The organism is Hyphomicrobium sp. 1Nfss2.1 (assembly GCF_965243865.1).
Lineage (GTDB): Bacteria > Pseudomonadota > Alphaproteobacteria > Rhizobiales > Hyphomicrobiaceae > Hyphomicrobium_A.
On the sequence record NZ_OZ251603.1, the window covers coordinates 419,575 to 441,542 of the forward strand.

Annotated in this window: 21 protein-coding genes; 4 read left to right on the forward strand and 17 right to left on the reverse strand. The window is 62.4% G+C overall.

Annotated elements, in window-relative coordinates; genetic code table 11:
- Positions 1–58: 58 nt before the first annotated feature.
- From ACP15D_RS02110 to ACP15D_RS02135, 6 genes are all read right to left on the reverse strand, one after another.
- A complete protein-coding gene (locus ACP15D_RS02110) occupies positions 59–1,459 on the reverse strand; it encodes an APC family permease (protein WP_424955918.1) in 1,401 nt (466 codons plus the stop codon).
- 113 nt (positions 1,460–1,572) lie between these two features.
- Positions 1,573–3,048 carry a DEAD/DEAH box helicase gene (locus tag ACP15D_RS02115; protein ID WP_424955919.1) on the reverse strand — a complete coding sequence of 492 codons (1,476 nt, stop codon included), beginning with the start codon at positions 3,046–3,048 and terminating at the stop codon, positions 1,573–1,575.
- Positions 3,049–3,327: 279 nt separating this feature from the next.
- Positions 3,328–3,669: a hypothetical protein gene (locus ACP15D_RS02120; protein ID WP_424955920.1), complete on the reverse strand. Its 342-nt coding sequence runs from the start codon at positions 3,667–3,669 to the stop codon at positions 3,328–3,330.
- A gap of 134 nt (positions 3,670–3,803) precedes the next feature.
- A complete protein-coding gene (locus ACP15D_RS02125; RefSeq protein ID WP_424955921.1) occupies positions 3,804–4,679 on the reverse strand; it encodes a LysR substrate-binding domain-containing protein in 876 nt (291 codons plus the stop codon).
- A gap of 33 nt (positions 4,680–4,712) precedes the next feature.
- Positions 4,713–5,483 (reverse strand): DUF2182 domain-containing protein, encoded by a 771-nt coding sequence (locus tag ACP15D_RS02130; protein WP_424955922.1) that lies wholly within the window; start codon positions 5,481–5,483, stop codon positions 4,713–4,715.
- Positions 5,483–6,184, reverse strand: a complete 702-nt coding sequence (locus ACP15D_RS02135) for a DUF1326 domain-containing protein (protein ID WP_424955923.1) — start codon at positions 6,182–6,184, stop codon at positions 5,483–5,485. The genes ACP15D_RS02130 and ACP15D_RS02135 overlap by 1 nt, the downstream gene beginning before the upstream one ends.
- 197 nt (positions 6,185–6,381) lie before the next feature.
- Here ACP15D_RS02135 and ACP15D_RS02140 point away from each other — a divergent pair, with 197 nt between their 5' ends.
- From ACP15D_RS02140 to ACP15D_RS02150, 3 genes are all read left to right on the forward strand, one after another.
- Positions 6,382–6,975: a 2-hydroxychromene-2-carboxylate isomerase gene (locus ACP15D_RS02140; protein WP_424955924.1), complete on the forward strand. Its 594-nt coding sequence runs from the start codon at positions 6,382–6,384 to the stop codon at positions 6,973–6,975.
- 101 nt (positions 6,976–7,076) lie between these two features.
- The gene (locus ACP15D_RS02145; protein WP_424955925.1) at positions 7,077–7,487 is read left to right on the forward strand and encodes a hypothetical protein; all 411 of its coding nucleotides are present in this window, start codon (positions 7,077–7,079) and stop codon (positions 7,485–7,487) included.
- Between the two features lie 51 nt (positions 7,488–7,538).
- Positions 7,539–7,829 carry a hypothetical protein gene (locus ACP15D_RS02150; protein ID WP_424955926.1) on the forward strand — a complete coding sequence of 97 codons (291 nt, stop codon included), beginning with the start codon at positions 7,539–7,541 and terminating at the stop codon, positions 7,827–7,829.
- Here the strand turns inward: ACP15D_RS02150 and ACP15D_RS02155 are convergent.
- The 11 genes from ACP15D_RS02155 to ACP15D_RS02205 form a co-directional block, all read right to left on the reverse strand.
- The gene (locus ACP15D_RS02155) at positions 7,816–8,967 is read right to left on the reverse strand and encodes a cytochrome-c peroxidase (RefSeq protein WP_424955927.1); all 1,152 of its coding nucleotides are present in this window, start codon (positions 8,965–8,967) and stop codon (positions 7,816–7,818) included. The two genes, ACP15D_RS02150 and ACP15D_RS02155, sit on opposite strands and share 14 nt — an antisense overlap.
- Complete coding sequence (locus ACP15D_RS02160; RefSeq protein WP_424955928.1) at positions 8,967–11,804, reverse strand: hypothetical protein; 2,838 nt, start codon at positions 11,802–11,804, stop codon at positions 8,967–8,969. Before ACP15D_RS02160 ends, ACP15D_RS02155 begins: the two co-directional genes overlap by 1 nt.
- Before the next feature lie 241 nt (positions 11,805–12,045).
- On the reverse strand, positions 12,046–12,513 hold the full coding sequence (locus ACP15D_RS02165) for a hypothetical protein (RefSeq protein WP_424955929.1): 468 nt from the start codon (positions 12,511–12,513) through the stop codon (positions 12,046–12,048).
- Positions 12,514–12,553: 40 nt separating this feature from the next.
- A complete protein-coding gene (locus ACP15D_RS02170) occupies positions 12,554–14,098 on the reverse strand; it encodes an MFS transporter (protein WP_424955930.1) in 1,545 nt (514 codons plus the stop codon).
- A gap of 346 nt (positions 14,099–14,444) precedes the next feature.
- Positions 14,445–15,107 (reverse strand): hypothetical protein, encoded by a 663-nt coding sequence (locus ACP15D_RS02175; protein WP_424955931.1) that lies wholly within the window; start codon positions 15,105–15,107, stop codon positions 14,445–14,447.
- 96 nt (positions 15,108–15,203) lie between these two features.
- Positions 15,204–15,743: a dihydrofolate reductase family protein gene (locus ACP15D_RS02180; RefSeq protein ID WP_424955932.1), complete on the reverse strand. Its 540-nt coding sequence runs from the start codon at positions 15,741–15,743 to the stop codon at positions 15,204–15,206.
- Between the two features lie 23 nt (positions 15,744–15,766).
- Complete coding sequence (gene ettA / locus ACP15D_RS02185; protein ID WP_424955933.1) at positions 15,767–17,428, reverse strand: energy-dependent translational throttle protein EttA; 1,662 nt, start codon at positions 17,426–17,428, stop codon at positions 15,767–15,769.
- A gap of 218 nt (positions 17,429–17,646) precedes the next feature.
- Positions 17,647–18,327: a 2OG-Fe(II) oxygenase gene (locus tag ACP15D_RS02190; RefSeq protein WP_424955934.1), complete on the reverse strand. Its 681-nt coding sequence runs from the start codon at positions 18,325–18,327 to the stop codon at positions 17,647–17,649.
- Positions 18,328–18,479: 152 nt separating this feature from the next.
- A complete protein-coding gene (locus ACP15D_RS02195) occupies positions 18,480–19,469 on the reverse strand; it encodes a mitochondrial fission ELM1 family protein (protein ID WP_424955935.1) in 990 nt (329 codons plus the stop codon).
- A gap of 90 nt (positions 19,470–19,559) precedes the next feature.
- Positions 19,560–20,294: a CPBP family intramembrane glutamic endopeptidase gene (locus tag ACP15D_RS02200; protein WP_424955936.1), complete on the reverse strand. Its 735-nt coding sequence runs from the start codon at positions 20,292–20,294 to the stop codon at positions 19,560–19,562.
- A complete protein-coding gene (locus ACP15D_RS02205) occupies positions 20,291–21,295 on the reverse strand; it encodes a mitochondrial fission ELM1 family protein (protein WP_424955937.1) in 1,005 nt (334 codons plus the stop codon). Before ACP15D_RS02205 ends, ACP15D_RS02200 begins: the two co-directional genes overlap by 4 nt.
- Positions 21,296–21,484: 189 nt before the next feature.
- On the opposite strand from ACP15D_RS02205, the gene ACP15D_RS02210 reads away from it, so the two are divergent.
- Positions 21,485–21,964 carry an Lrp/AsnC family transcriptional regulator gene (locus ACP15D_RS02210; RefSeq protein ID WP_072377774.1) on the forward strand — a complete coding sequence of 160 codons (480 nt, stop codon included), beginning with the start codon at positions 21,485–21,487 and terminating at the stop codon, positions 21,962–21,964.
- Positions 21,965–21,968: the final 4 nt, after the last annotated feature.

Here is a 21,968-nt window from a genome sequence, read left to right on the forward strand (position 1 = left end):
ATTCACCGGAGCAGCGTTTCGCTGCTCCGGATGATCCGCCGGACGACGCGCTTAAGGTTCAGTTCTCTTCTGGATGGAAGTCTTCCGAGCGCGGCGCCTCGACCTTGACGCCCGTGGCGCGGTTGATCGCCATCGTCACAGCCCACAGCAACATCCCCAATCCGAGCAGCGCGGCAGCAATAATGTATTGCTGCGTATCGCGTCCGGTCCACGGACCAACGAGAAACGCGCACGTGATCGCGCCCAACACCGGCACGATCGTCGGCGTGCGGAAGTGCTGATGCTCAACCGCATCCTTGCGCAGGATGAGCACCGCAACGTTGACGATGGTGAACACGGCGAGCAGAAGCAACGCCGTTGTGCCCCCCAGCGCCGGCACCTGGCCGACGAACAGGATCAGCGCGAAAGCCAGCAGCGTCGTGAAGGCAATCGCAATATACGGCGTGCGTCGTGTTGCATGCACCTTGCCGAACACTGACGGCAGCACGTGCTCGCGGCTCATGCCGTAGATCAGCCGGCTCGCCATCAGCATGTTGATCAGCGCGCTGTTGGCCACCGCGAACATGGTGATGAAGCCGAATACACCGAGCGGGAAACCCGGCGCGCCAGCCTGCACCACTTGCAGCAGCGGGGTCTCGCCCTCCCCCAGTTCCGCTGGTGGCACCAGCGCGATCGCCGAGATCGACACCAGCACATAGACGACGCCGGTGATCGTTAAACCGGTCAGCAGCACCTTGGGAAAGATGCGGCTCGGATCCTTCGTTTCCTCCGCCATGTTGACCGAGTCCTCGAACCCGACCATCGCGAAGAAGGCGAGCGTGGTGCCGGCGATGACGGCCCAGAATGCGCTTCCATCCGCGCTGCTGTTGAAATCCAGCGCGCGTGACACGTCGCCCGTTCCCGTGCCGATCGCCCAGAACCCGATACAGATGATGATCAGAAGACCGGTTAGCTCCACCATCGTCAGCACCACGTTGAGCTTCACGCTCTCGCCGACGCCGCGCAAGTTGATCGCCGCCACCCCTGCCATGAACGCGAGGCCGACGAGCGTCACGCCCCACTCCTCATAGCCGAGCCCCAGCGAATCCGAGAAGTTCGCCGCAAACGCGCGCGATGCCGTCGACGCCGACGTGATGCCCGAGCACATCACCGCGAATGCGACAAGAAACGTGACGAAGTGGATGCCGAACGCGCGATGCGTGTAGAGCGCTGCGCCGGCCGCCTTGGGATACTTCGTGACCAGCTCGAGATAGCTGAATGCCGTCAGTGCGGCGACCAAGAACGCGACGAGAAATGGCACCCACACCGCGCCGCCGACATGCTGCGCCACCTTGCCGGTTAGCGCATAGATCCCAGTGCCCAGGATGTCGCCGATGATGAACAGCAGCAGCAGCCACGGGCCCATGACCCGGTGCAGTGACGGTTGCGCTTCGGTGGTCGTCGGTTGCTGGCCGGCCATCAGTCTCCCCCAGTTGCCTGCTGGGGAGTGTGGCCGCGGTTAGCGATGAGCGCAAAGCAAAAGCGAAAGGCTCACGTCACTTGCGCAACGTGAGCCTCGATATTGTGCAGGCCTTAGCGTGCAGCGCGGGCACCGCCACCGCCGAAGCGCTGGCGCTTGCCACCCGGGTTGCCCCTTTTTGCGGCATGCTGTTCGCCATTGCGCTGGGGACGACCGGCGCCATGACCCTGCGGGCGGGCGTGTCCGTCGCCGGACCGCTCGCCCTTCGCCAGCTGAGCCGGACGTCCGGCGTGATGACCGCGGCTCTGTCCATTGGACTGACCATGACCGCCGCCGTTCGCCTTCGCCGCCTGCGGACGCTGTCCGCCGCGCCGATGCTGCTGCGTGCGCTCGCCGCCGCCGCCAATGCCGGCCGCTGCGACGAGCGAAATGTCGCCTGTGCGGTCAGAAGCCGGAATCGACTGGCGCGTGATACGCTCGATGTCGCGCAGGTACGCGCGCTCATCGCCCGCGCACAGCGAGATGGCAATGCCGTCAGCTCCGGCGCGCGCCGTGCGGCCGATGCGGTGCACGTAGCTTTCCGGAATGTTCGGCAGCTCGAAGTTGATGACGTGCGAGACCTCATCGATGTCGATGCCGCGTGCAGCGATGTCAGTCGCAATGAGGCCGCGGATGCGGCCGTTGCGGAACTGATGCAAAGCCCGCTCCCGCTGGCTCTGGCTCTTGTTGCCGTGGATCGCCGCGACCAGGATGCCGGCGGCCTCCAGATGACGGACGACCTTGTCGGCACCGCGCTTGGTGCGCGTGAAGACGAGCGTCCGCGTCAATGCAGGATCGGAGAACAGCTCGACCAGCAATGACGCCTTCTTCTGCTGTTCGACGTGGATCACGCTCTGGCGCACGCGATCGGCCGTCTTGGCAACGGGAGTCACCTGCACGCGAAGCGGATCCCGCAGCATCTCGGAAGCGAGCGCTCCGATCTCCCGCGGCATCGTCGCCGAGAAGAAGAGGCTCTGGCGGCGCTGCGAGAGCTGGCCGAGAATCTTCCTGATCGGCTGGATGAAGCCCATGTCGAGCATCTGGTCGGCCTCGTCGAGAACGATGACCTCGGTGCCCGAAAGGTTCACCGTGCGCTGCTCGATATGATCGAGCAGGCGACCCGGGGTCGCCACGAGAATGTCGACGCCGTTCTTCACCGCATTGATCTGCGGACGAATGGGCATGCCGCCGAACATCACAGCAACGGTGAGCCCGGTGTGCTTGCCATAGGTGCGGAAGCTGTCGGCGATCTGCGAGGCAAGCTCCCGCGTCGGCGACAGAATGAGCGCACGCGTGCCTGCGCGCAGCGGCTTGCGAGGCTCGCTCAACAGGCGATGCAGGATCGGAAGCGCGAACGCAGCCGTCTTGCCGGTGCCGGTCTGTGCGATACCCATGAGGTCGCGCCCAGCCATGACGCCAGGAATGGCCTGCGCCTGAATAGGAGTTGGAGTTGTGTAGCCCTCTGAAGTCAGCGCCTTCAGTAGCGAGGCGTCGAGTCCGAGATCGGTGAAAGTCGTCGAAGTGGTGTCGGTCAAAAGAATATCTTTCATAGGTTTTGCCGAGCGCGAACGCACCCGCACGCAGTGCGGACGTAACGCGCAACGCGGTGTTGCTCGAGAGAGCCCCGCGTGGCCTGGGCTATCAATGGAAAAGGAGATCAGAGGCGCTCAACAGGAGGATCAGCAAATGGCCTCTCGGCCGAGAAGAGCTGTCCGTTCACGCGGCTGGAGCGCCGATGGTCGTCCGGATCTGCCCGGGCGATAGCAGCCATATGGCATGCCCGTCCTCTGTGCGCAAGTGCGGTGCAGCATCGACATCGGCCTAAAGCGCTATTTGCAGGAGATTCCAGTTACTTTTTCTAACCCCCACCACGCGTCCATGCGTTCATAGACCTTGCCTGTGGCGGTGATCTGCTGGCCCACCCGGCACTTGCCGAGGGCAGGTTTGGGCACTCCGGTAAGGAAGGTGAGGCAGTGGTCGGCTGCCGAGTTGTCCAGCGTCACCCACGCAGCTTTCGGATCGTCCTCTTCCGGCTCGATCTCATCGATCTTCGCGGTGATGGTCATCTTCTCACCGGCCTTGTCCTGCAGCTCGCGGTACTTGCATTCCCGCGCCGAAAGCGGACCGGCGGTGATCATCAGCAGCGATAGGCCAAGCAAAAAGAACCGCACGCCATCCCCCCCAAGTTGCCTTTGCGACTCGGTGTTATCTGCTCCCAAGTCGAGCCCGAAGACAAGATTGGCTGGACCAACTGATCGCTGCCCATGGATTTCTTCTGTGGGCGTGTTGCGCGGCGGTTCTCGCCTCAGTCGTCTCCGAAGCGGATGTCGACGTCCTCTCGCCCAAACACCTCTCGGATGGCTTGCGCAAGGCGTCGCGCCGGAGGCGGGGCGCCGCGGCTTTCCACGAGTCGATATTCGAAAGGTGGCAGCTCCGGCAGCCCCAGCTCGCGTCCCACCTCACGTATCCCCGGGCCGATGCCGCTTGCGGGTGCCACCGACACGCCTAGTCCTGCGGCGATCGCCGCGTTGAGCCCGGTCACGCCGCTGCTCGACAGAGCGAGCGTCCAGGCGATGCCCGCGCGATCGAGCGCCTCCGTCGCAATTCTCCGCCAGTCGCAGCCCGGCGAGAACAGCACGAGCGGCAGGGCTTCACCTGGCTGCCGCTGAAACTCAACGCCCGCAACCCACACACGCCCATCGCGCCCCAGCAACGTTCCCGACGCTCCGCTGAGTTCCGTATTGACGACGGCAACGTCGAGCCGACCGGCCTCGAACTCGCGGCGCATGTCCGGCCCGAGCCCGATGTTGATCTCGAGTTGCACATTGGGATGCTGGCGACGGAAGTGCGCCAGCAGCATCGACAGGTCCGCCGCATCGAAATATTCCGGCGCACCAAACCGCACCTGGCCGGTCATCTCCGCTTGGCCGAGCAATCCTTCGGCTTCCTTGTGCAGAGCGAGGATCCGGCGCGCGTAACCGAGCAGCAGTTCTCCGTCCTGAGTCAGCGCCAGCTTGCGCGGATCGCGGTCGATCAGTTTGCGCCCGACCTGTTCCTCCAGCCGCTTGATCTGCAGGCTGATGGCCGACTGCGTGAGATTGAGATGACCCGCCGCGCGCGTGAAGCTGCCGGTCTCGGCAATTGCGACCAGACTGCGAAGCTGTGCGGTGTCGAGAATCATGCTGCCTGTTCTGCTACTCGAGTTGCATCTCACTCAGGTTGTGCCGCGACAAATACTGGCGAGCGCCTCATCCGACAACCACGCCTCACTCCCTGGAACCGCAAAGCACATTACGCCGAAGGCGATGAGGACGACGCCGGTACCTTTGGCCAGCATGTCGCCATGCGGGGCCACCTTCTCGGCGATGACGATCAGGCTGATCGCTGCCATCCAGATCAAATTTGACATTCCTCCGATCCACACCAGCAGCATCAACAGCCAGCAGCAGCCGACGCAGAAAGCCCCGTGCCGCACGCCGAGCAGGAACGCGCCGCGATAACCAGGTGTGAAGTTCGCCAACAAAAACCCAAGCGGTGAGCGACACTTTGAGATGCACACGTGCTTCATCGGCGTGAGCTGGTAAAGGCCGGCCACGACGAGAAAGACCCCGCTGATGCGCGACCCGTCGAGCACCATGTGTGCACCGATGAGGGCATGATCGCGCAACACGATCTGCGTCTCTGCCGCGATGACCGCGAACACCAGCCAAACGAGCAGGTAGCCGGCAATGAATGCCCCAACTGCCCCGCCTGGCCGCACGCTCGGGTCGAAGCTTTCGATGATGCGGTCATAGGTTGCGATCATCGGCAGCGCTGACGGCGTCATCATACCGACGGTCATCGCTACCCAGATCAGTATGACATCGCTGCGCGAGGCGTCCGCCTGATGCAGCGAGAACATCGCCGCCCAGGCAAAGATCGAAAGAGCCACGAGGCCAGCGATGAACGGGGCCAACCTCGCAGCGTTGTCGACGCGCGCGTGCATCACGCGCTCCGATACTGGAATGGCGAATAACCACCAGCGCGCCCCGAGAACTTCCAGTTCCAGTCGTAGTCCGTCAACAGCACTTCACCGGAGCGCGCCACGACCAGCGGATTGCCGGGTGCCAATGCGAGAGGCTGTGCCGTGACGGTGGTCTCCGCGCCGCCCTGCCCTTTGATTGCCTCGACTGCGGCTCGCATCACGCCCGGGATGAAGACGCTGCGCTTGCGGCCTTCGAACTGGTAATCGATCGGCACGGACTTCACGCCGAGAAAGCGCTCGAAGAAACTCGCCAGCGCGGCCGGATGCCCACCCGCCTTGCCGGTGAAGATGCGCTCCAGCGCGGAATGCTGCTCGGCCGTCGCGCGGTCGTCGATGTACAGCGCGGCGAGCCATTTCACTTTTTGCATGTGGCCGCCCGTGTGAGCCGCGATTGCCACGTTCAGCCCGTCGAGGCTGACAGCTCCGTCCGAACCCTTGTCGATGCGCCAGGCATAAAGCACGTCGCAGTCGCCGTGGCTGGGTGCACTCTCGAAGATGCACGGGCACACCGTCTCGCAACTGCACGCCTCGAAATAGCTGCCCGAGAGGCCCCAGCCATCCGCCGTCGGCGCTTCTGTAGCGCTGGCAGCGCTCGCCACCTCGAGCAACGGAGCCGCAGCGGCCAGCGCCGCCAGCGTCGTCACCACTTCCCTGCGATTCATAAATCCTCCCTTTGTCGTACCGCTTCTTCGATGGCCGCTATTAGGAGGGGGCAGTGCGAGGATTTGGCCAGTTGAGTTTTGTCATCGTTGCGATGAGAAAAACTCGATTGCTTCCAAGGGGTCGGGCGGCAAGGTTCGCCCCACTGCAGCTCGGCGCAGAACGCATGCGCGCGCGCGGATCGAGGGAGAAATCAGGAATGGCGACGCTGGAATTCTGGTATGAGTTCGCCTCGACGTACTCCTACCTCACTGTGATGCGCATCGAGGAGCAGGCGCAAGCCGCGGGCGTCGAGATCGAATGGCGCCCTTTCCTTCTCGGCCCGATCTTCAAATCGCAAGGCTGGGACACTTCGCCGTTCAACCTCTTCCCCGCCAAAGGCCGCTACATGGTCCGCGATATCGAGCGCATCGCCGCCGCTCGCGGACTGCCATTCCGCATGCCGCCAACCTTCCCCGTGAACGGCCTCAACGCCGCGCGCCTTGCGCTTCTGGGCGTCTCGGCCGGATGGTGCCCAGCTTTCACCCGGTCCGTCTTCGCAGCCCAGTTCCAGCGCGGAGAGGACATCTCCCAGCCTGAAGTCCTCGTTGGCATCCTCGCCGAGCTGGGCGTCGATCCCGCGCAGGCGACGGCCGCCGCATGCTCGAACGCCAACAAGCAGGCGCTACGCCTCCAGACCGAGATCGCAATGCAGCGCGGCATCTTCGGCGCGCCGAGCTTCATAACCAGCGACGGTGAGCTGTTCTGGGGCGACGACCGGCTGGAGCAGGCTTTGGCATGGGCCCGGCGCTGACCAGTGCGCGATGCTGCCTCGGGGAGCGACACTAAATGCCGATTGCGTGCGGCTGAGAAGCCGGTCTCTAATATCCTCGCCAACAAGAAGCGAGGAAGCACATGCACTCGACCTCGACGGCCCTATGCGCGGCGTTTGCCCTCTCCATCGCGATGACAAGCGCGATGGAGGCAAGACCACTCCGCCTCATATCGACAAACACACAAGCGCTCTCCGCCAAGGATGCCGGCATTCGCTACGGCGAGGCGGCAGGCGCCGTGCTCGTCTGCCAGAGCCTGCGCATTACCCCGCGCGTCGCCGAGTTGCGGGGGCGCTACCAGGGTGCCGACTTGGAGGAGTTCGATGCCCAGGCAGGCAAGATCCTCAAGGCATGGCAGGAGTCACTGAGCTGCCAGCACGCCAACGCGCCCATGGACTGCATGGTTTCGCAACGCTGGAGCTGCCAGCAAGCCATCCGCGAGATCGGACCCAGCGGCACCGCCGTGCGCGGCCTCGTCGAACCCAAGGAATAACGGCTCTCCGCCCGATGCAACGCAACAGGCGTTTGCTGCGTTGTATCCGACATGAAGCGTATGATGACCATTGCTGCGTGTTCGCTCGCCGCGCTTGTAGCGGCGGGCAACCCGACGCGGGCCCAGCAGCCCCCGCATGACTTTACGCAGGACACCCCCGCGCCCCCGGGCCTGATCGTCAAGGCTCCTCGCGAGAAGCATCGCATCACGCCCAAGCCTCAACCGTTCCATCGAGAGGATATGCTCGGTTTGCCGAGCAACGGCCCGAAGGGCTTGCGCCTGTGTCCTGCATCGAACATCGAGCAGCGCGACGAGGTCTGGTTCTCGCCTAGAGCGTGTTGAGGAACGCGACGAGTGCCGCCCGCTCCGGCGCCGTCAGTTTGAACGGGCGTATCTGCGGTGACTTCTGCCGTGCCGCTTCGAACAGCGCCAATCGGTCGCCTCCCTCACGGTGCTCATCTTTCACGAGGCCGCCGCCGCCTTCGTAAAATCCGACCACACCTTTGAGGTTCGGCATCGTACCGTTGTGCATGTAAGGAGCAGTGACCGACACATGCCGCAGCGTCGGCGTGCGGAAGCCTCCCGCGTCACCCGGATCGCCCGTCACACCGTAGCGCCCGAGATCCTCCAGTTTCCGCCCAAAGAAGCTGAGGCCAATGTTATGCACCTTGCCATCGCTCAACAGCGGCCCGCTATGGCAATTTGCGCAACCCGCCTTGGTGCGAAACAGGTGCAGCCCAAAGACTTCTTCATCCGAGAGCGCCTTCTGATCGCCAGCAGCAAAGCGATCAAAGCGCGTCTGCCGCTCGAGTGTTCGTTGGAATGCCCCAAGCGCCGCGGTGACGTCTGACAGCTCCACATCCGGACGACCATTGATCGCCCCGAACCGCTCTCGATAGGTTGCAACGGCTGCAACGCGCTGGGCGACGCCCACCATCTCCGCGTTCGCCATCTCGCGCGCATCGCCGAGCGGCCCCAGCGCCTGCTCTTCCAAACTCGCCGCGCGCCCATCCCAGAACAGCGCATCCTTGTAGCCGACCGTGAAAAGTGACGGCGCGTTGCGGCGTCCCTCTGCGCGCCCGTGTCCAAACGAGGTCGGCAATCCGTCACCCCAGCCGAGCCGCCGGTTATGACAGCTCTGGCAGGCGAAGTGCCCCGACGCAGACAGGCGTGGATCGTTGAAGAGTTCGCCACCGAGTTGCGCGAGCTGTTGCTCCTTGCCCTCAGGACGCGGACGAAGCTGCAGCGGTGCCATCTCGGTGAACTTGGCGCCAGGCAGCAGTCGCGGCCGCGGCCACGTCGCCGGCGCGCCAGCATAGAGTTTGCGCAGCTCCTTCAACTCGCCCGGCGTCGGCAATTCTGAAAGCTGCCGCCGATCTGCGCTCACCAGCGAGCCGACCACGGCCACGGCACAAACCGCAACGGCGGCGAGAGCCCCCGCCCTCACCGCCGATTTGCCAAAGCTAGGCCCAATCGCCATCAAAACCTGAGTGCCGAACCGATGTAGTAGCTGCGTCCAAGGACCCACGGGAAGTCATCCGAAGCGACCGCATTGCCTTTGCTATTGGTGATGTTGTTGACGTGGAACTCAATGGCGGCCTGCTCCGTGATGTTGATCTGTCCAGACGCATCGAGCAGCAACGTCGCCCCGAACTTCTTGTCGCCATAAACATCATGGTCGATCCCGTCTTCGTCGACATACTGCTCTGTGGTGTCATAAACACCCTCATAGCCGAGGTTCACTCCAGCGCTAAAATTCAACACCAGGGTGTTGTTGAACCAGACCGTCGACAGCGTGGAGCCTATGCGCACCGGTATGTCGAGGTTGCCTGTGACGGCTTGGAAACCGGCGCGCGAATAGCTCGCCTTGTTGTACCAAATAGGCTTTATGGTTGGATCGTCCTCGTCATCGAGGTATGTGCCGCGCGAAGCCGTCTGTTCAGACCACGTGACCTGGCCGGTAATCGCCGCCGCATCTAGATAGAATGGCGTCTTCAACCGGTGCCACTCCTTCGTATACTCGGCGGTAGCGGACCGGTAATTCCGCCACGCATTGTTCGTCAAGCGATAGCACTGACTGACCCCAGCCAATTCGCAGTCGTCACTTTCGAACTGATCGCGCGAGTATCGTTCAAGGTATTTGAGGCGCAACTGTCCGCCCAGAAGGGGATCCTTGATGCGCACGGCTCCCGTGTACTCATCATCATACGGCGTATCGAGACCCGCAGCCTGATATCGAATAAGCTCGTTCGCGTAACTATCGTAGATGTAGGGCACACCATCCGCGTCGTGCTTCTGCACTATCGTATAGCCGCGCGATTGCTTATCGCGAATTGCGTAGTAAAGCGTTTCGCCGAGATAGTATCGGTTATAGCCACCCGTAAAGCTTAGCCCCTCGAACGGCGTGATAGTTCCTGCAACGCGCGGAGCTAGATTGACGTTTTCAAAATAGTCATCGTAGTCCATGCGCACGCCAGCACGAACATTGAACCATTCCCAAGTCTGATCGATCTCGGCAAACGTGTGAGCTGCGGCAACCTTCGCGGTCACGTCGTACTTTTCGTAAAGCGTGTAGCGCCCAGCATACTGCTCCGCATCGCACATTGTATCAGAGGGATCACAATTGATCGCCGACACGACGGGCGACGTGCCGCCGCTAGTTTGATACGACGACGGGTAGCTTGCGACTGCCATCGAACCTACGAAATAGTAGTCCTCAAGACGGGCGCGCCGACCCTCATATTGCTTGAGTTCCGCGCCGAGTTTGAAGCTCCCTAGCAACAGATCGCCGTCGACCTTCGCCTGCACGCCGTAATCGGTCTGCCCTTGAAGCTTGTTGCCGTAGCCTCCTTCTCTACAAGAGAATTGAACGCTGCTCTGATCAGCTTGTGTAAGATCCATGCCTCGGCACCAATCGTCGTGGAGGGTCGTGTCGTACCAAGTGCTCCATGTGCCCGTTGTAGCGTTGTATGTTCTGCGACGCTGGTTCAGCCAGTTGTAGGTGGTGTTCCCACCCGATGTATTGAGCGTCTCACTGGTGTTGTAGAATGCGCGAGCCTCGAGTTTCGCCCGGCCCAGCCCAACAGAATCCACGCGAACGCCTGCTAAGTCACGCTCAAGCTTAAGCTGCGAGGTCGTGCTCTCCGTCTGCGTATCGATGTAGAGGTCACGCCCGTGTGGGTTCTCCCAATGCTGGAAGTAGTCGGTGCGCGACACATCGAGCGTCAACTTGCCAAGGTCGGTACGGGCCGTTGCCGCAAACCGCAGGAAAATGTTGTCTGAGTTCTCGTTCACCCAGTCGTCGCTGATGTAATAGACTTTCTGCTTGCTCGTTTCAGCCTGCTTGCGACTTGCTTGAGCGATGAATGCAAAATCCGATGTGATCGGCGCCCCTACCGAGACGGCAAGATTATTCTTCTCGAACGTCGGCGCTTGGCGCTTGTCGGGATTGAGGCCATCCTCTGTTGCGAGAATGTAGTTCACCATCTCGCTGGTATGACGGCTCGCACTGACGCTTGCATGATAGCGATCTGTCGGAGGTGCCGCGAGATCATATACGACAACACCGCCCTGAAATTGTCCGTATTCGGCTGAGGCATTGCTGTCTACGATTGTGGCTTGGCCAATGAACTCCGTCGGGACATAGATGGTCTGCGGATGAAGGCCGTAGATGTTGTTTGCTGAAGGTGTTGAGGCATCATCTGCCGGAAGATTGTCACTCCAATCAACCGGACCAGTAATGTTGCTGATAGAAACACCGTTGAGAATGAAATTGTTCTCGTAGGTACGTCCACCGCTAATTGAGAGCAGAAGCGGCTTGGTATCGATCGATTTACCGGCGGTTGCGCCAGGCTCATCGTCCGTGTCGTCCTGATACTGCACGTTCGGCAGGTTGCGCAGGAACGTGTTCGCATCCCCGCTGCCATCAGTCCGCATCCGGACATTCGCCGCGTTGAAAGTCGTCATGCCGGTGTCGCTCAGCGCTTGGCCGTAAACGATGCCCGGGACCTCATGCTGCGTATCCTCTCCAGCCGAAGCTGGAGCAGCGGCCGTGGTCTTGCCCTTGGTCTCCTTGGGCGCCTTCTTCTCCGCAGGCTTTGGTGATGTCTCGACGACGAGTCCAGGCAGTGCCGCCGAATTCTTCGTCTTGTTGTCGCCGTCGGCAGCTTCAACCGCACCTGACGCTTCAGACGCATCGGGTGACTCGGCTGCTGGATCAGGCTTCGCCGTCTCTTGCGCGGCGGCGCCCGCCACCCCCATCACCAACGCGCAAACCAACACACGCGCGCAACCGCGCGCGAACGCACACGCAACCATCGTGCCCCCACTCATACGCAACGCTACTTGGAGATAGCTGGCTGCCGGTCGATCAGACCCGCTGGCTGGCTATTAGAACCTCGAACTCCCCCGGCCCAAGGTTCCAACGGCCGTCTTGTCACTTAAAAAAACATTACTCAAAACGTCAAGATATAATCCACCCCGCAGACGCGGCATTCCGGCGGCCGCGCTGATCTCCATCAGGCAACGCGGCCGACGTCGACGGACACGCCTCTTACCATTACCCGCCAGCTGCTCGCCGGCGCCGCTCGACCAGGCTCAGCGGAGCGCTCACGCCCACACCACGCTTCTCGTGGGGGAACAACGGACGCGCAGCCCCAGCCGCTTGCACAGCGTGCGCGGCGTGACTCGCTTCCTCGTGGTCATCGCGGATGTTGCTCGTCGCCTGCCGCCAATCGCCAGCGCTCGGAATGTAGGCGGCCACTTCCGCCTCGTGGTCGATTTGCGCGGCGGCCGGCGAGCGCTGCACCTGGAACATGCCAATGCTCGACGCCAATCCCTGCAACTCTCCGAGGATCGTAACGCGCCGCGCCTCGTGATCGCTGGCGATGGCCTGCACGTCCGCGAGCAATTGCTCGTCGAGACGCGTCAGCGCATCGCTCAGGGCTTTGACGAGTGTCTCCTCGTGGCTTGCCATCTCCGCAATTCGGATGTGCATTTCCTCGAGTTGCTGTTGTAGCTTCCCCATGATGGCCCCCTCATTGCTGCAGTCGAATCAAGTGCTTCGACTATTTGGCCATGTGTTCGAGCCGGAAATGAGGAAGCATTAAGCCCGCGACGATCGCCGCGAGCAGCGCGCAAGCGGTCGAAACGGCCGCCGTGACCTCGAATGCATACGTGTACGCAGCATGCGCAACCGCGAGCAACTCACTCCCTGCCGCGCCTGGCAAGGCATGTGCCGCCGCTATCGCAGCGCCAATCGTTTCCGAGGCAGCTTCATGCATAGATACCGGCACATCGGGCAGCACCGCCCCTTCCATGCTCGTCCGATAGACAACAGTGAGGATGCTGCCGAGAACCGCGATGCCGAGCGCACCACCGAACTCGAAGCTCGTCTCCGATATCGCTGAAGCCGCGCCCGCTCGTTCCGGCGGCGCAGCAGCCATCACCAGATCTGTCGTGATCGCACCCACCGGCGCCATGCCCGTGCAGAACACCAGCATGCCGATGAACAGCAGCGACTGCGGGTTGCTTGCCGCGGAGATCTGCGTCAGCAGCGCAAAGCCGACCGCCGAGATGAGCAGCACGCACGCCACCACGCTTCTGGGTGCAAAATAGCGCAAAAGGACTGGCGCCATCATCGACCCGCACGCGAACACGACGCCCGCCGGCGCCGTGAACAGGCCAGCGGTCAGCGGGCTCATGCCGACAACGAGTTGCAGGTACTGGGCAATAAACAGGAACATCCCCATGATCATGAACAGCCCTAGGATGTTCATGATCAGCGCCGCACTGAACGCCGGCACCGCGAACAGCCGCACATCGATCAGCGGATCGGCAAGACGCCGCTGCCGACGGAAGAACATCCACCCAATGCAAAGCCCCGCCACGATCGCACCGGCCGCGAACACGTCGACGCCGTCGGCCGCAATCCGCTTCATGCCATAGACCACGGACAGCACCGCCACGAGCGATTGCGCCGCGCTCACAACGTCCATCCGCCCGGCCTTGGGATCGCGAAACTCGGGCAACAGCGTCGGACCGATGATCAGCAGCAACGCCATGATCGGCACGTTGATCAGGAACACCGAGTGCCAATTGAAGTGCGTGAGCAATACACCGCCGAACAGCGGACCAATCACTGCGCCGGCGGAGAAGCTTGCCACCCAGACACCAATGGCAAACGTGCGCTCCCGATCATCGAGAAACATGTTGCGGATGAGCGAGAGCGTCGACGGCGCCAGCGAAGCCGCAGCCAAACCCTGCAGAGCGCGCGCCAAGATGAGCATCTCTGCGCTCGGTGCCGCAGCGGCAAATGCCGACGCCGCACCGAACGCCGCCGCACCATAGAGCAGCACCTTGCGCCGCCCGATCCGATCCCCAAGCGTGCCCATCGTCACTAGGGCGCCCGCGACCATGAAGCCGTAGATGTCGACGATCCATAGCAGCTGCGCCGCACTCGGCTTGAACTCCGCACTGATCTGCGGCACCGCCAGATGCAGCACGGTCAGGTCCATCGAATAGATGAGACACGGGATCGCGATCACCGCCAGACCGATCCAGTCCCTGCGTGTCGCCTTGCTCGGCGCTTCTTTAAGTAGGCTCTGTTCCATACGGCGCCTCTTACCCGAGCCGCCCCCGTTCTACCAGTGCGGCATTGCATTGATCGCGCGCCAACCCAAATAGTCTCTTGCCCGCTTGTTGGCTTCGTGTGGTCATGTCCCAGAAACCAAACCCTGCCGCCGAGGGTGCAGGCCCGAGAACGTTGCGCGCCCTTAACGCCCTGATCAGCGCATCCGAGCCTTTCGTCGGAGGCGGGACGCGTGCGGTGTTGGGCGAAGGACCGCTCCATCCGGAGTTGGCATTCGTCGGCGAGCAGCCTGGCGATCAGGAGAGTTCAGTCGCGACCTGAAGAACGCTCACAAGCTCGCCGCCGCGCGCCGCGCGATCTGACTTTGCTCAGTCGGCCTTGGTGTTGCTCGATGATTGCCAGTCTGCGCTATACATCGGCAAGGTGCGCTCGTTGAACGCACGCGCATCATAGTAGAGCAGTGAGCGATCGAATTTGACGGTCGGCTTATCCTTCGTCTCCGCCACGTCGAACGTAAGATCGAAGTTGTATGACCCGAGCGCCTCGATCAGCTGCGCCGGCTTCTCTCCATCGCCGCGCGTATAGAACAGCACCGACTCCGTGCGGCTCGACCTGCCGGCAAGAGACACAGGCGCGAACGGCTCGTAGGCACCCGTTCGCGTACGCTCCATCGTCCAGCGCCCGAAATCGGCGGCATAGAAGTGCTTCGTCACCTGAGTCCGGGGATCGGTGACGGCAAGTTGCATCGACAGGATCGTCGCCGTACGCGCACCCTCGTTGGTCATCGTCACCGGAACCGCGATCATTTCGAAGTTCGAGTTCTGATACGGCGCCGAGTATTGGATGACGGGCGGCACGAAGATCCGCACGTCCGCCTGCCGGAGCGAAGTCTCCCAAAGGCTGTAGCCGGAGATGGCGAGCGCGATCGCCGAGAGCACGGCTGCGAATTTGCCGCCCTCCAGGGGCGACATGCCATGCCCGGCATTTTCAGCTGAGCCCGCAGCCCGCACGCGGTCAGAAAACCTGCCCATAATTCTCCCGAAACTCCTAAGCGGCCTGATTGGCGGCCAGTTGGCAGGGGAATTGGGCTCGGATGTGACGCGCCGGTTGCAGGCGCGCATCACGTCTCACAACGCTGATGCGCGGTAGCGGGACTGGACAAATCCTGATGGAAACGCGGACGTCGAAACATGCGCTAGGCGCACGTCCTCGGTCACTTCGCCGAACAGCGGCAGCCCCGAACCGATCACGATCGGCAGCCGTGTAATGACGAGGTCGTCGATCAATCCCTCACGCAAGAATGATTGAATGACACGGCCGCCGTCGATGTAGGCCCGCTGCCAGCCCGCCTGGCTCAACTCGTTCATTACCTCGCGCGGACCGCTATCGCTCACGCGCACGCGGCCCGAGAGAGCGCTGGGTACGTCCTCTTCGCCCATCGTGCGGCTCAACACGATAACCGGCTTCGTATACGGCCAGTCGGAAAATCGCAGCGCCTGCTCGAACGTCGACCGGCCCATCACGAGCCCGTCGACGCTCTCCATGAACGCAGCAAAGCCGTAATCGTGGCCGACGTCGGGCCACGCATCGAGCCAATCAATCGCGCCGTCCGGTCGGGCGATGTACCCGTCGAGACTGACCGCAATGAATACGTGCCCAGTGGTCATTGCCGCTCCGACAGTACCCGCGTCTATGCCCGCTCGAAGCGCTTGAACTTGATGCGGTGCGGCTCAGTCGCAGCCTCGCCCAGGCGACGCTTCTTGTCTTCCTCGTAGTCGGCGAAGTTGCCCTCGAACCATTCGACGTGGCTGTCGCCTTCGAATGCGAGGATGTGTGTCGCCAAACGGTCGAGGAAGAAGCGATCATGGCTGATGACCACGGCGCAGCCGGGGAAATCTTCCAGAGCCGCTTCCAGGGCACCGAGCGTCTCAGTGTCGAGGTCGTTCGTCGGCTCGTCGAGCAGCAACAGGTTGCCGCCCTCCTTCAGCATCTTCGCCAGATGCACGCGGTTGCGCTCACCGCCCGACAGAAGGCCCACCTTCTTCTGCTGATCCGCACCCTTGAAGTTGAACCAGCCACAATAAGCGCGTGAGGACATCTCACGCTTGTCGCCGAACTTCATGATGTCGAGACCGCCGGAAATCTCCTCCCACACGGTCTTCTTGTCATCGAGATGATCGCGGCTCTGATCGACATAGGCGACCTTCACCGTCGGACCGAGCTTGATCTCGCCCTCGTCCGGCTTCTCCTTGCCCGTGATCATCTTGAACAGCGTCGTCTTACCGGCACCGTTGGGGCCAATGACGCCGACAATACCGCCAGGCGGCAGCTTGAACGACAGGCCGTCGATCAGCAGCTGGTCACCGAACGCCTTCTTGAGCCCCGACACTTCGACAACCATGTCGCCCAGACGCGGACCGGCAGCGATGGAGAATGAGGCTTTGCCCACATCCTCGCGACCCGCCTGCTCGACGAGCTTGTCGAAGGCGGCGACACGCGCCTTGGATTTGGCCTGCCGCGCTTTCGGCGAGGCGCGAATCCATTCCAGCTCGCGATTGATCTGCTTCTGGCGCCCTTCCTCGGCAGACTTCTCGACCTCGGCGCGCTTGGCCTTCTGCTCCAGCCAGGCCGAATAGTTGCCCTTGTAGGGGACACCCTGGCCGCGATCCAATTCGAGAGTCCAATCAGTGAGGTTGTCGAGGAAGTAGCGGTCGTGCGTCACCAGGATGACGCAGCCGGTGTACTCCTTCAGGAAGTGCTCGAGCCACGCGACGCTTTCTGCGTCGAGATGGTTCGTCGGCTCGTCCAGCAGCAGGATGTCGGGCTTCGACAGCAACAGCCTCGTCAACGCCACGCGGCGTTTCTCGCCGCCCGACAGCTTGGTAACATCGGCATCCCCCGGAGGGCAGCGCAGCGCATCGAGCGCCTGCTCCACCTGCGTGTCGAGATCCCACAGATCTTGCGCATCGATCTGATCCTGCAGCGCCGTCATCTCGTCGGCAGTCTCATCCGAGTAGTTCGCCGCGATCTCGTTGTAGCGGTCGAGGATCGCCTTCTTCTCCGCGACGCCTTCCATCGCGTTTCCGAGCACGTCCTTATCCGGATCGAGCTCCGGCTCCTGTGGCAGGTAGCCGACCCTGATGCCGTCTGCGGCCTTGGCTTCGCCGAGGAAATCGTCGACCCGCCCGGCCATGATCTTCAGCAGCGTCGACTTGCCCGCGCCGTTGAGACCGACGACGCCGATCTTGGCGCCCGGCAGGAACGACAGCGAGATATCCTTCAGAACCTGTTTGCCCCCCGGATAGGCCTTGGAGAGCTTGTGCATGTGATAGACGTACTGCGGGTTCGCCACGGGGGCGGCCTCCTCGAATCGCGGGTGTCGGGATTGGTCTTTGCGGCCTTCTAGCCGATCACGCCGCGCCTCTCAACGCGGCCGATGCTCAGCACCCCGGACAGCGCCGGGCGCAGCCACTGAGGCAGTAAGCCTCCGGATACATAGGGTTTTGTTTTCAAAAGGAAAAGGCGCACGCGTCGCCGCATGCGCCCTTCAAAGACAGCCTTGACTGCGCGTCAGGCGAACGCCGGCTCGGCAACCATTACCGGCTGCTCGGGATACGAGAGCTGCTCGCGTGCCCGCCACTCGTTCGTCACATAATTAATCACCAGCGACTTGCGCACGCCGTTGATCTTGCGCGGCTCGAAGCCGTGATAGCTGATAGTCGAGGGCACGAAGATCATCGCCGCGTTGGATGCGAACGGCGATCGGCCCACCCACTGTTTGTCGTTATCGTAGATATCCGTGCCGAGGTCCGCATGCGTCGGGTCCGTCGACAGATAGAGCAGGAACGTGAACGCCTTCACGCCGATGTCGGTGTGCGGTTCGAGCCAGAAGCCGTCGACATCCTGCGCGAACTCGATGCGCAGATATGTGCCACCGAGCTTCACTCCAAAGATGCGCTCGATTTCTGCCGCGACGCGCGGATCCTGCAAGGCCGACGAAACCGATTCGGCGCACCCATGCTCGGCGCGATTGGCGACATCGAAATAATGGCGCGACGCATTGTGCAACTCGCGCTTGCCTGACACGCCGCCAAGATCAGCCGCGGAGATCGGAAGCGACAAGATCTCGTCAACGGTCGATTGCGGCAGACAGTCCTTGAGGAACCAATGGCGGTAAGGACTGCGTCCTTCCGAGGCGGTATGGAAGCTTCTGAGTAACGACGCGGCGACTTCTTTGGCAGATGCGGACATGAATTGCGCTCCTGGTTCGCTGCAAATCTTCCACGCTATGCTGCTGCCAGTTATCGCGCGCTCGGTCACCTTACCAATCGGTATTTCCGGTTATGCACGCACTTCACAGTTGAAAAACGCTGTTATGCACGAACTTCTCAAACCAACTCTGGCTAGTTTTGAATCGTTTTGTAACGCGCCACAATTTGACGCGCGATCGCTGCACCAGAATTCAATGGCGCATATGTCCATTCTGCAAGATTGGAAAGCTGTTCAGTAAACGGTCGCGTCGCGCCGTGCCGTTCGAGCGCCTGATGAAAGCGCGCAAACTTTGCCGAGCCACCGTCAGGATGAAACACATAGACGGGCTTGCCCGTCGCGCACGGCTCGCCCGTCATGTTGATGCTGTCGGCAGGTGCAAGGAATACATCCGCGCAAGCAATGAAATGCGGATAAGGGTTCTCGCCGGTCATGTCCCAGAACATGCCTGGGAAGCGCGCGCTTGCGCGCCGTGCGCATTCCACCACCGCTGCTTCGCTTCGGCGCGACGGCGTGATCAGCAGGCTCGCGCCAATTTCGCCCAACGCCACGATGGCGCGCTCGAGCCGTTCCAGCGCAGCTGGCGAATACGTGTAGTCGCCGTTCGAGCCGCCGAGCATCACCGCAACGCGCGGACCAGGAAGCGCGCTGAGATATTCAGGAACGGTCTGACGCAATTTCGCCAGCCGCTCTTCGGTGAAACCGTGCGGCGCGGTCAGTGAAGTTATCACGTTGTCGCCGCGCAGCTTGTCGTGCTCTGGCACCCAGAACAGATCGGCCGTCTTCAGCGAAACCTTCGGGTTCTGCAGAATGACCGTGAACGTGGCTTTTCCCGCGCGGCGTTTCAGCTCGCGGATATACGGCGTCGTCAGCCGCCCGATCGACATCGCCACATCCGGCCAAGGCGGTGCGAAATCGCTTCCCGGCGCACCGAAACGAACACCGCGGGACACGCCGATCCACGGTGACAGCAGCTTGTGGATTCCCTCGGGCTTTATCCGCTTCACCGTGATGGCAAGACCGAGCGCATTTGCGATGCCGTGCGTCTGCACATCGTTGCCCGCCTTGCCGTCGCTGATGATCCAGCAGCTGCGGCCTTGCAGAGGATTGTCCGGGCTCATCATCGAAATCGCTCCGCCTACTGCGAAGACACTCCTTACGGCGTCTACAACGCGCGGCCAATAATGCGCGCCCGGTCATGCACATCCCTCTGCTCACCGCCAGGAAAGGATGCCGACGCCAGTAAAGAAGTAGCGCCCGAGGCCGACCGTGAACACCAGCCATCCCCACAGCGTGTGCTCGATGAAGACGGCCCAGAATGACCGCGTGATGGCATAGCGCCAAGCGAACAGCATGCCGGTCGCCGCGGTGCCATAGATGGCGAGCGGTGTTCCGATCACGATGTGGCCCAGCCCGAACAGCACGCCGTTGAGCACAATCGCCAGCCACCACGCGCGCCCGAACAGGAGCCCGTAGCGATGAAAGAAGAACGTTCTGTACACCAGCTCCTGCGCGATCACCGACATCAGCGGATACAGCAGCATGATGCGCTGATACGTCTCCGGGCGATTGCGCGGAAACTCCAGGAACAAAAACGGCAGGTACTCCGCAACGTACGTCGCGACGATCCCCCCGCCGATCGCAAACACCAGAAGTATCGAGCCGAGCTGACCCAGCGAGAACCCGCGCGTCAGCTCACGCCGTAACGAGAACGTCCGGTCGATCAGCAACACGATAAGGATGAGCGCCAGAACCGGAATGAGCGCGATGAAAACCGGGATGCCCCAGTCATGCACGGCCGCATCCACTGCAAACGGCGCCACAACGTAGAGCAGCGCCATCTCTATGAAGCGCCAGGCACGCGCTCCGGCGGTGAGATCAGGCAGCGAAAGCGTCCCGCCGGCGCACAGCGTCGCCTCATCGAGACCCCCGCCCCCCTGTTGGCTCATGGATGCACGCAGCCGCGCGCCAGCCATCGACGCTCGACTTCGCGCGCAATGGTCTCGGCCGCGTGCAGCGGCTCATACGACCACGGTGGCAACCGATCGACGCGCTCCGGAAGCTCACGCGTTGCGCCGTAGGCTTCGAGCGCGCGATGGAAGCGCCGGAACTTCGCCGACCCACCGGAGGGATGGAACACCAGCACCGGACGCCCGGTTGCCGCCGCCTCGCCGGTCATGTTCACGCTGTCGCCGGTCACGACGAACATGTCCGCGTGCGCCAGAAAATCCGGATAAGGATTGGGCCCGTCACCATCCCAGAGAATGCGCGGGAACGGCCGCGTCGCCTCTTCAGTCACATTGAACAGGCGATGGTGCGTACGCCGCGACGGCGTAATCATGAAGCTGACGCCCAGCGCGCCCAGCGACGACAGTGAAGCAGCAAGACGCGCATCGTCGCCCGCTGTAAACTTGTAGCTCCCGTTCCGGCCGCCAAGTACCACGGCCACCCGCGGCCCCGACAGTGCTGCAATCTCGTCCGGCATCGTGCGCCGCAACGCTTCGATGCGCGTCGGCGTGAAGCTGTGCGGCGACGTCAGCGTTATGATCACGTTCTCCCCGCGCAGACGATCGTGCTGGGGAACCCAGATCACATCCGCCGCGCCTGTTCCCGCTCGCGTATCGAGCATCAGGATCGTGAACGTAGCCGGCGAATGCCGCCGCAGCGCGCGCAGATAGGGGACGCTTGTGCGCCCCAACGCGATCGCAACCTGCGGCCACGGCGGAGCGAACGCAGCCCCCGCCTCGCCGAACCGCTCGCTCGCTGCCACCGGTCCCCACGGAGACAACAACTTGTAGATGCCCTTCGGAGCGATCGGCTTCAGCGTGTAGGAGAGCCCGAGCGCATCCGCGAGCCCGCGCGTCTGCACGTCCATGCCCGCGGCACCGGTGGTGAGCAGCCAGGCGCTGCGGCCGGCGAGAGGACGGAAATGATCAACGGGTGCATGCATCATATCGCTAGGATGGCATCATCAGACCGGAGGCTGTCCACCCCCAATAGAGCCGCAATGTAAAAGGCGAAGGTCAGACGCTCCAGCGCTAGCCAAATTGGGCCGCTTGGTGCAACGTCCCTCGCCATGTCGGGCTACAATGTCGGGCAAGACCAGCGTCGACCGCAAATCCCTGGAGACTTGAGCGCGATGGCCGTGCGCCTGGACCTCGTCGATTGGCGCATTCTCAAGGAGCTGCAGGCCGACGGCAGCCTAACCAACGTCGCCCTTGCCTCCCGCGTGGGCCTCTCGGCCCCCCCTTGCCTTAGGCGCGTCAGGGCCCTGGAGCAGGCTGGTCTCATCGCCGGCTATACCGTCCTGCTCGATGAAGCCGCGCTAGGCTTCGAGCTCACCGCATTCGCCATGGTCGGGTTGCATAATCAGGCCGAGGCCGAGCTGCGCGCCTTCGAGAACCGCGTCCTCGCCTGGCCAATCGTCCGGGAGGCCTACATGCTCTCGGGCGAGAGCGACTACATGCTCAAGTGCGTCGCCAAGGACCTGCCCGCCTTCCAGGACTTCATTCTCGGCGATCTGACGGCAGCTCCCAACGTCGCCAGCGTGAAGACCTTCCTCACTATTCGTCGTGCCAAGCGCGAGCCCGGCGTCCCCATCTCCGTGCCGGAAAAGTGAACCC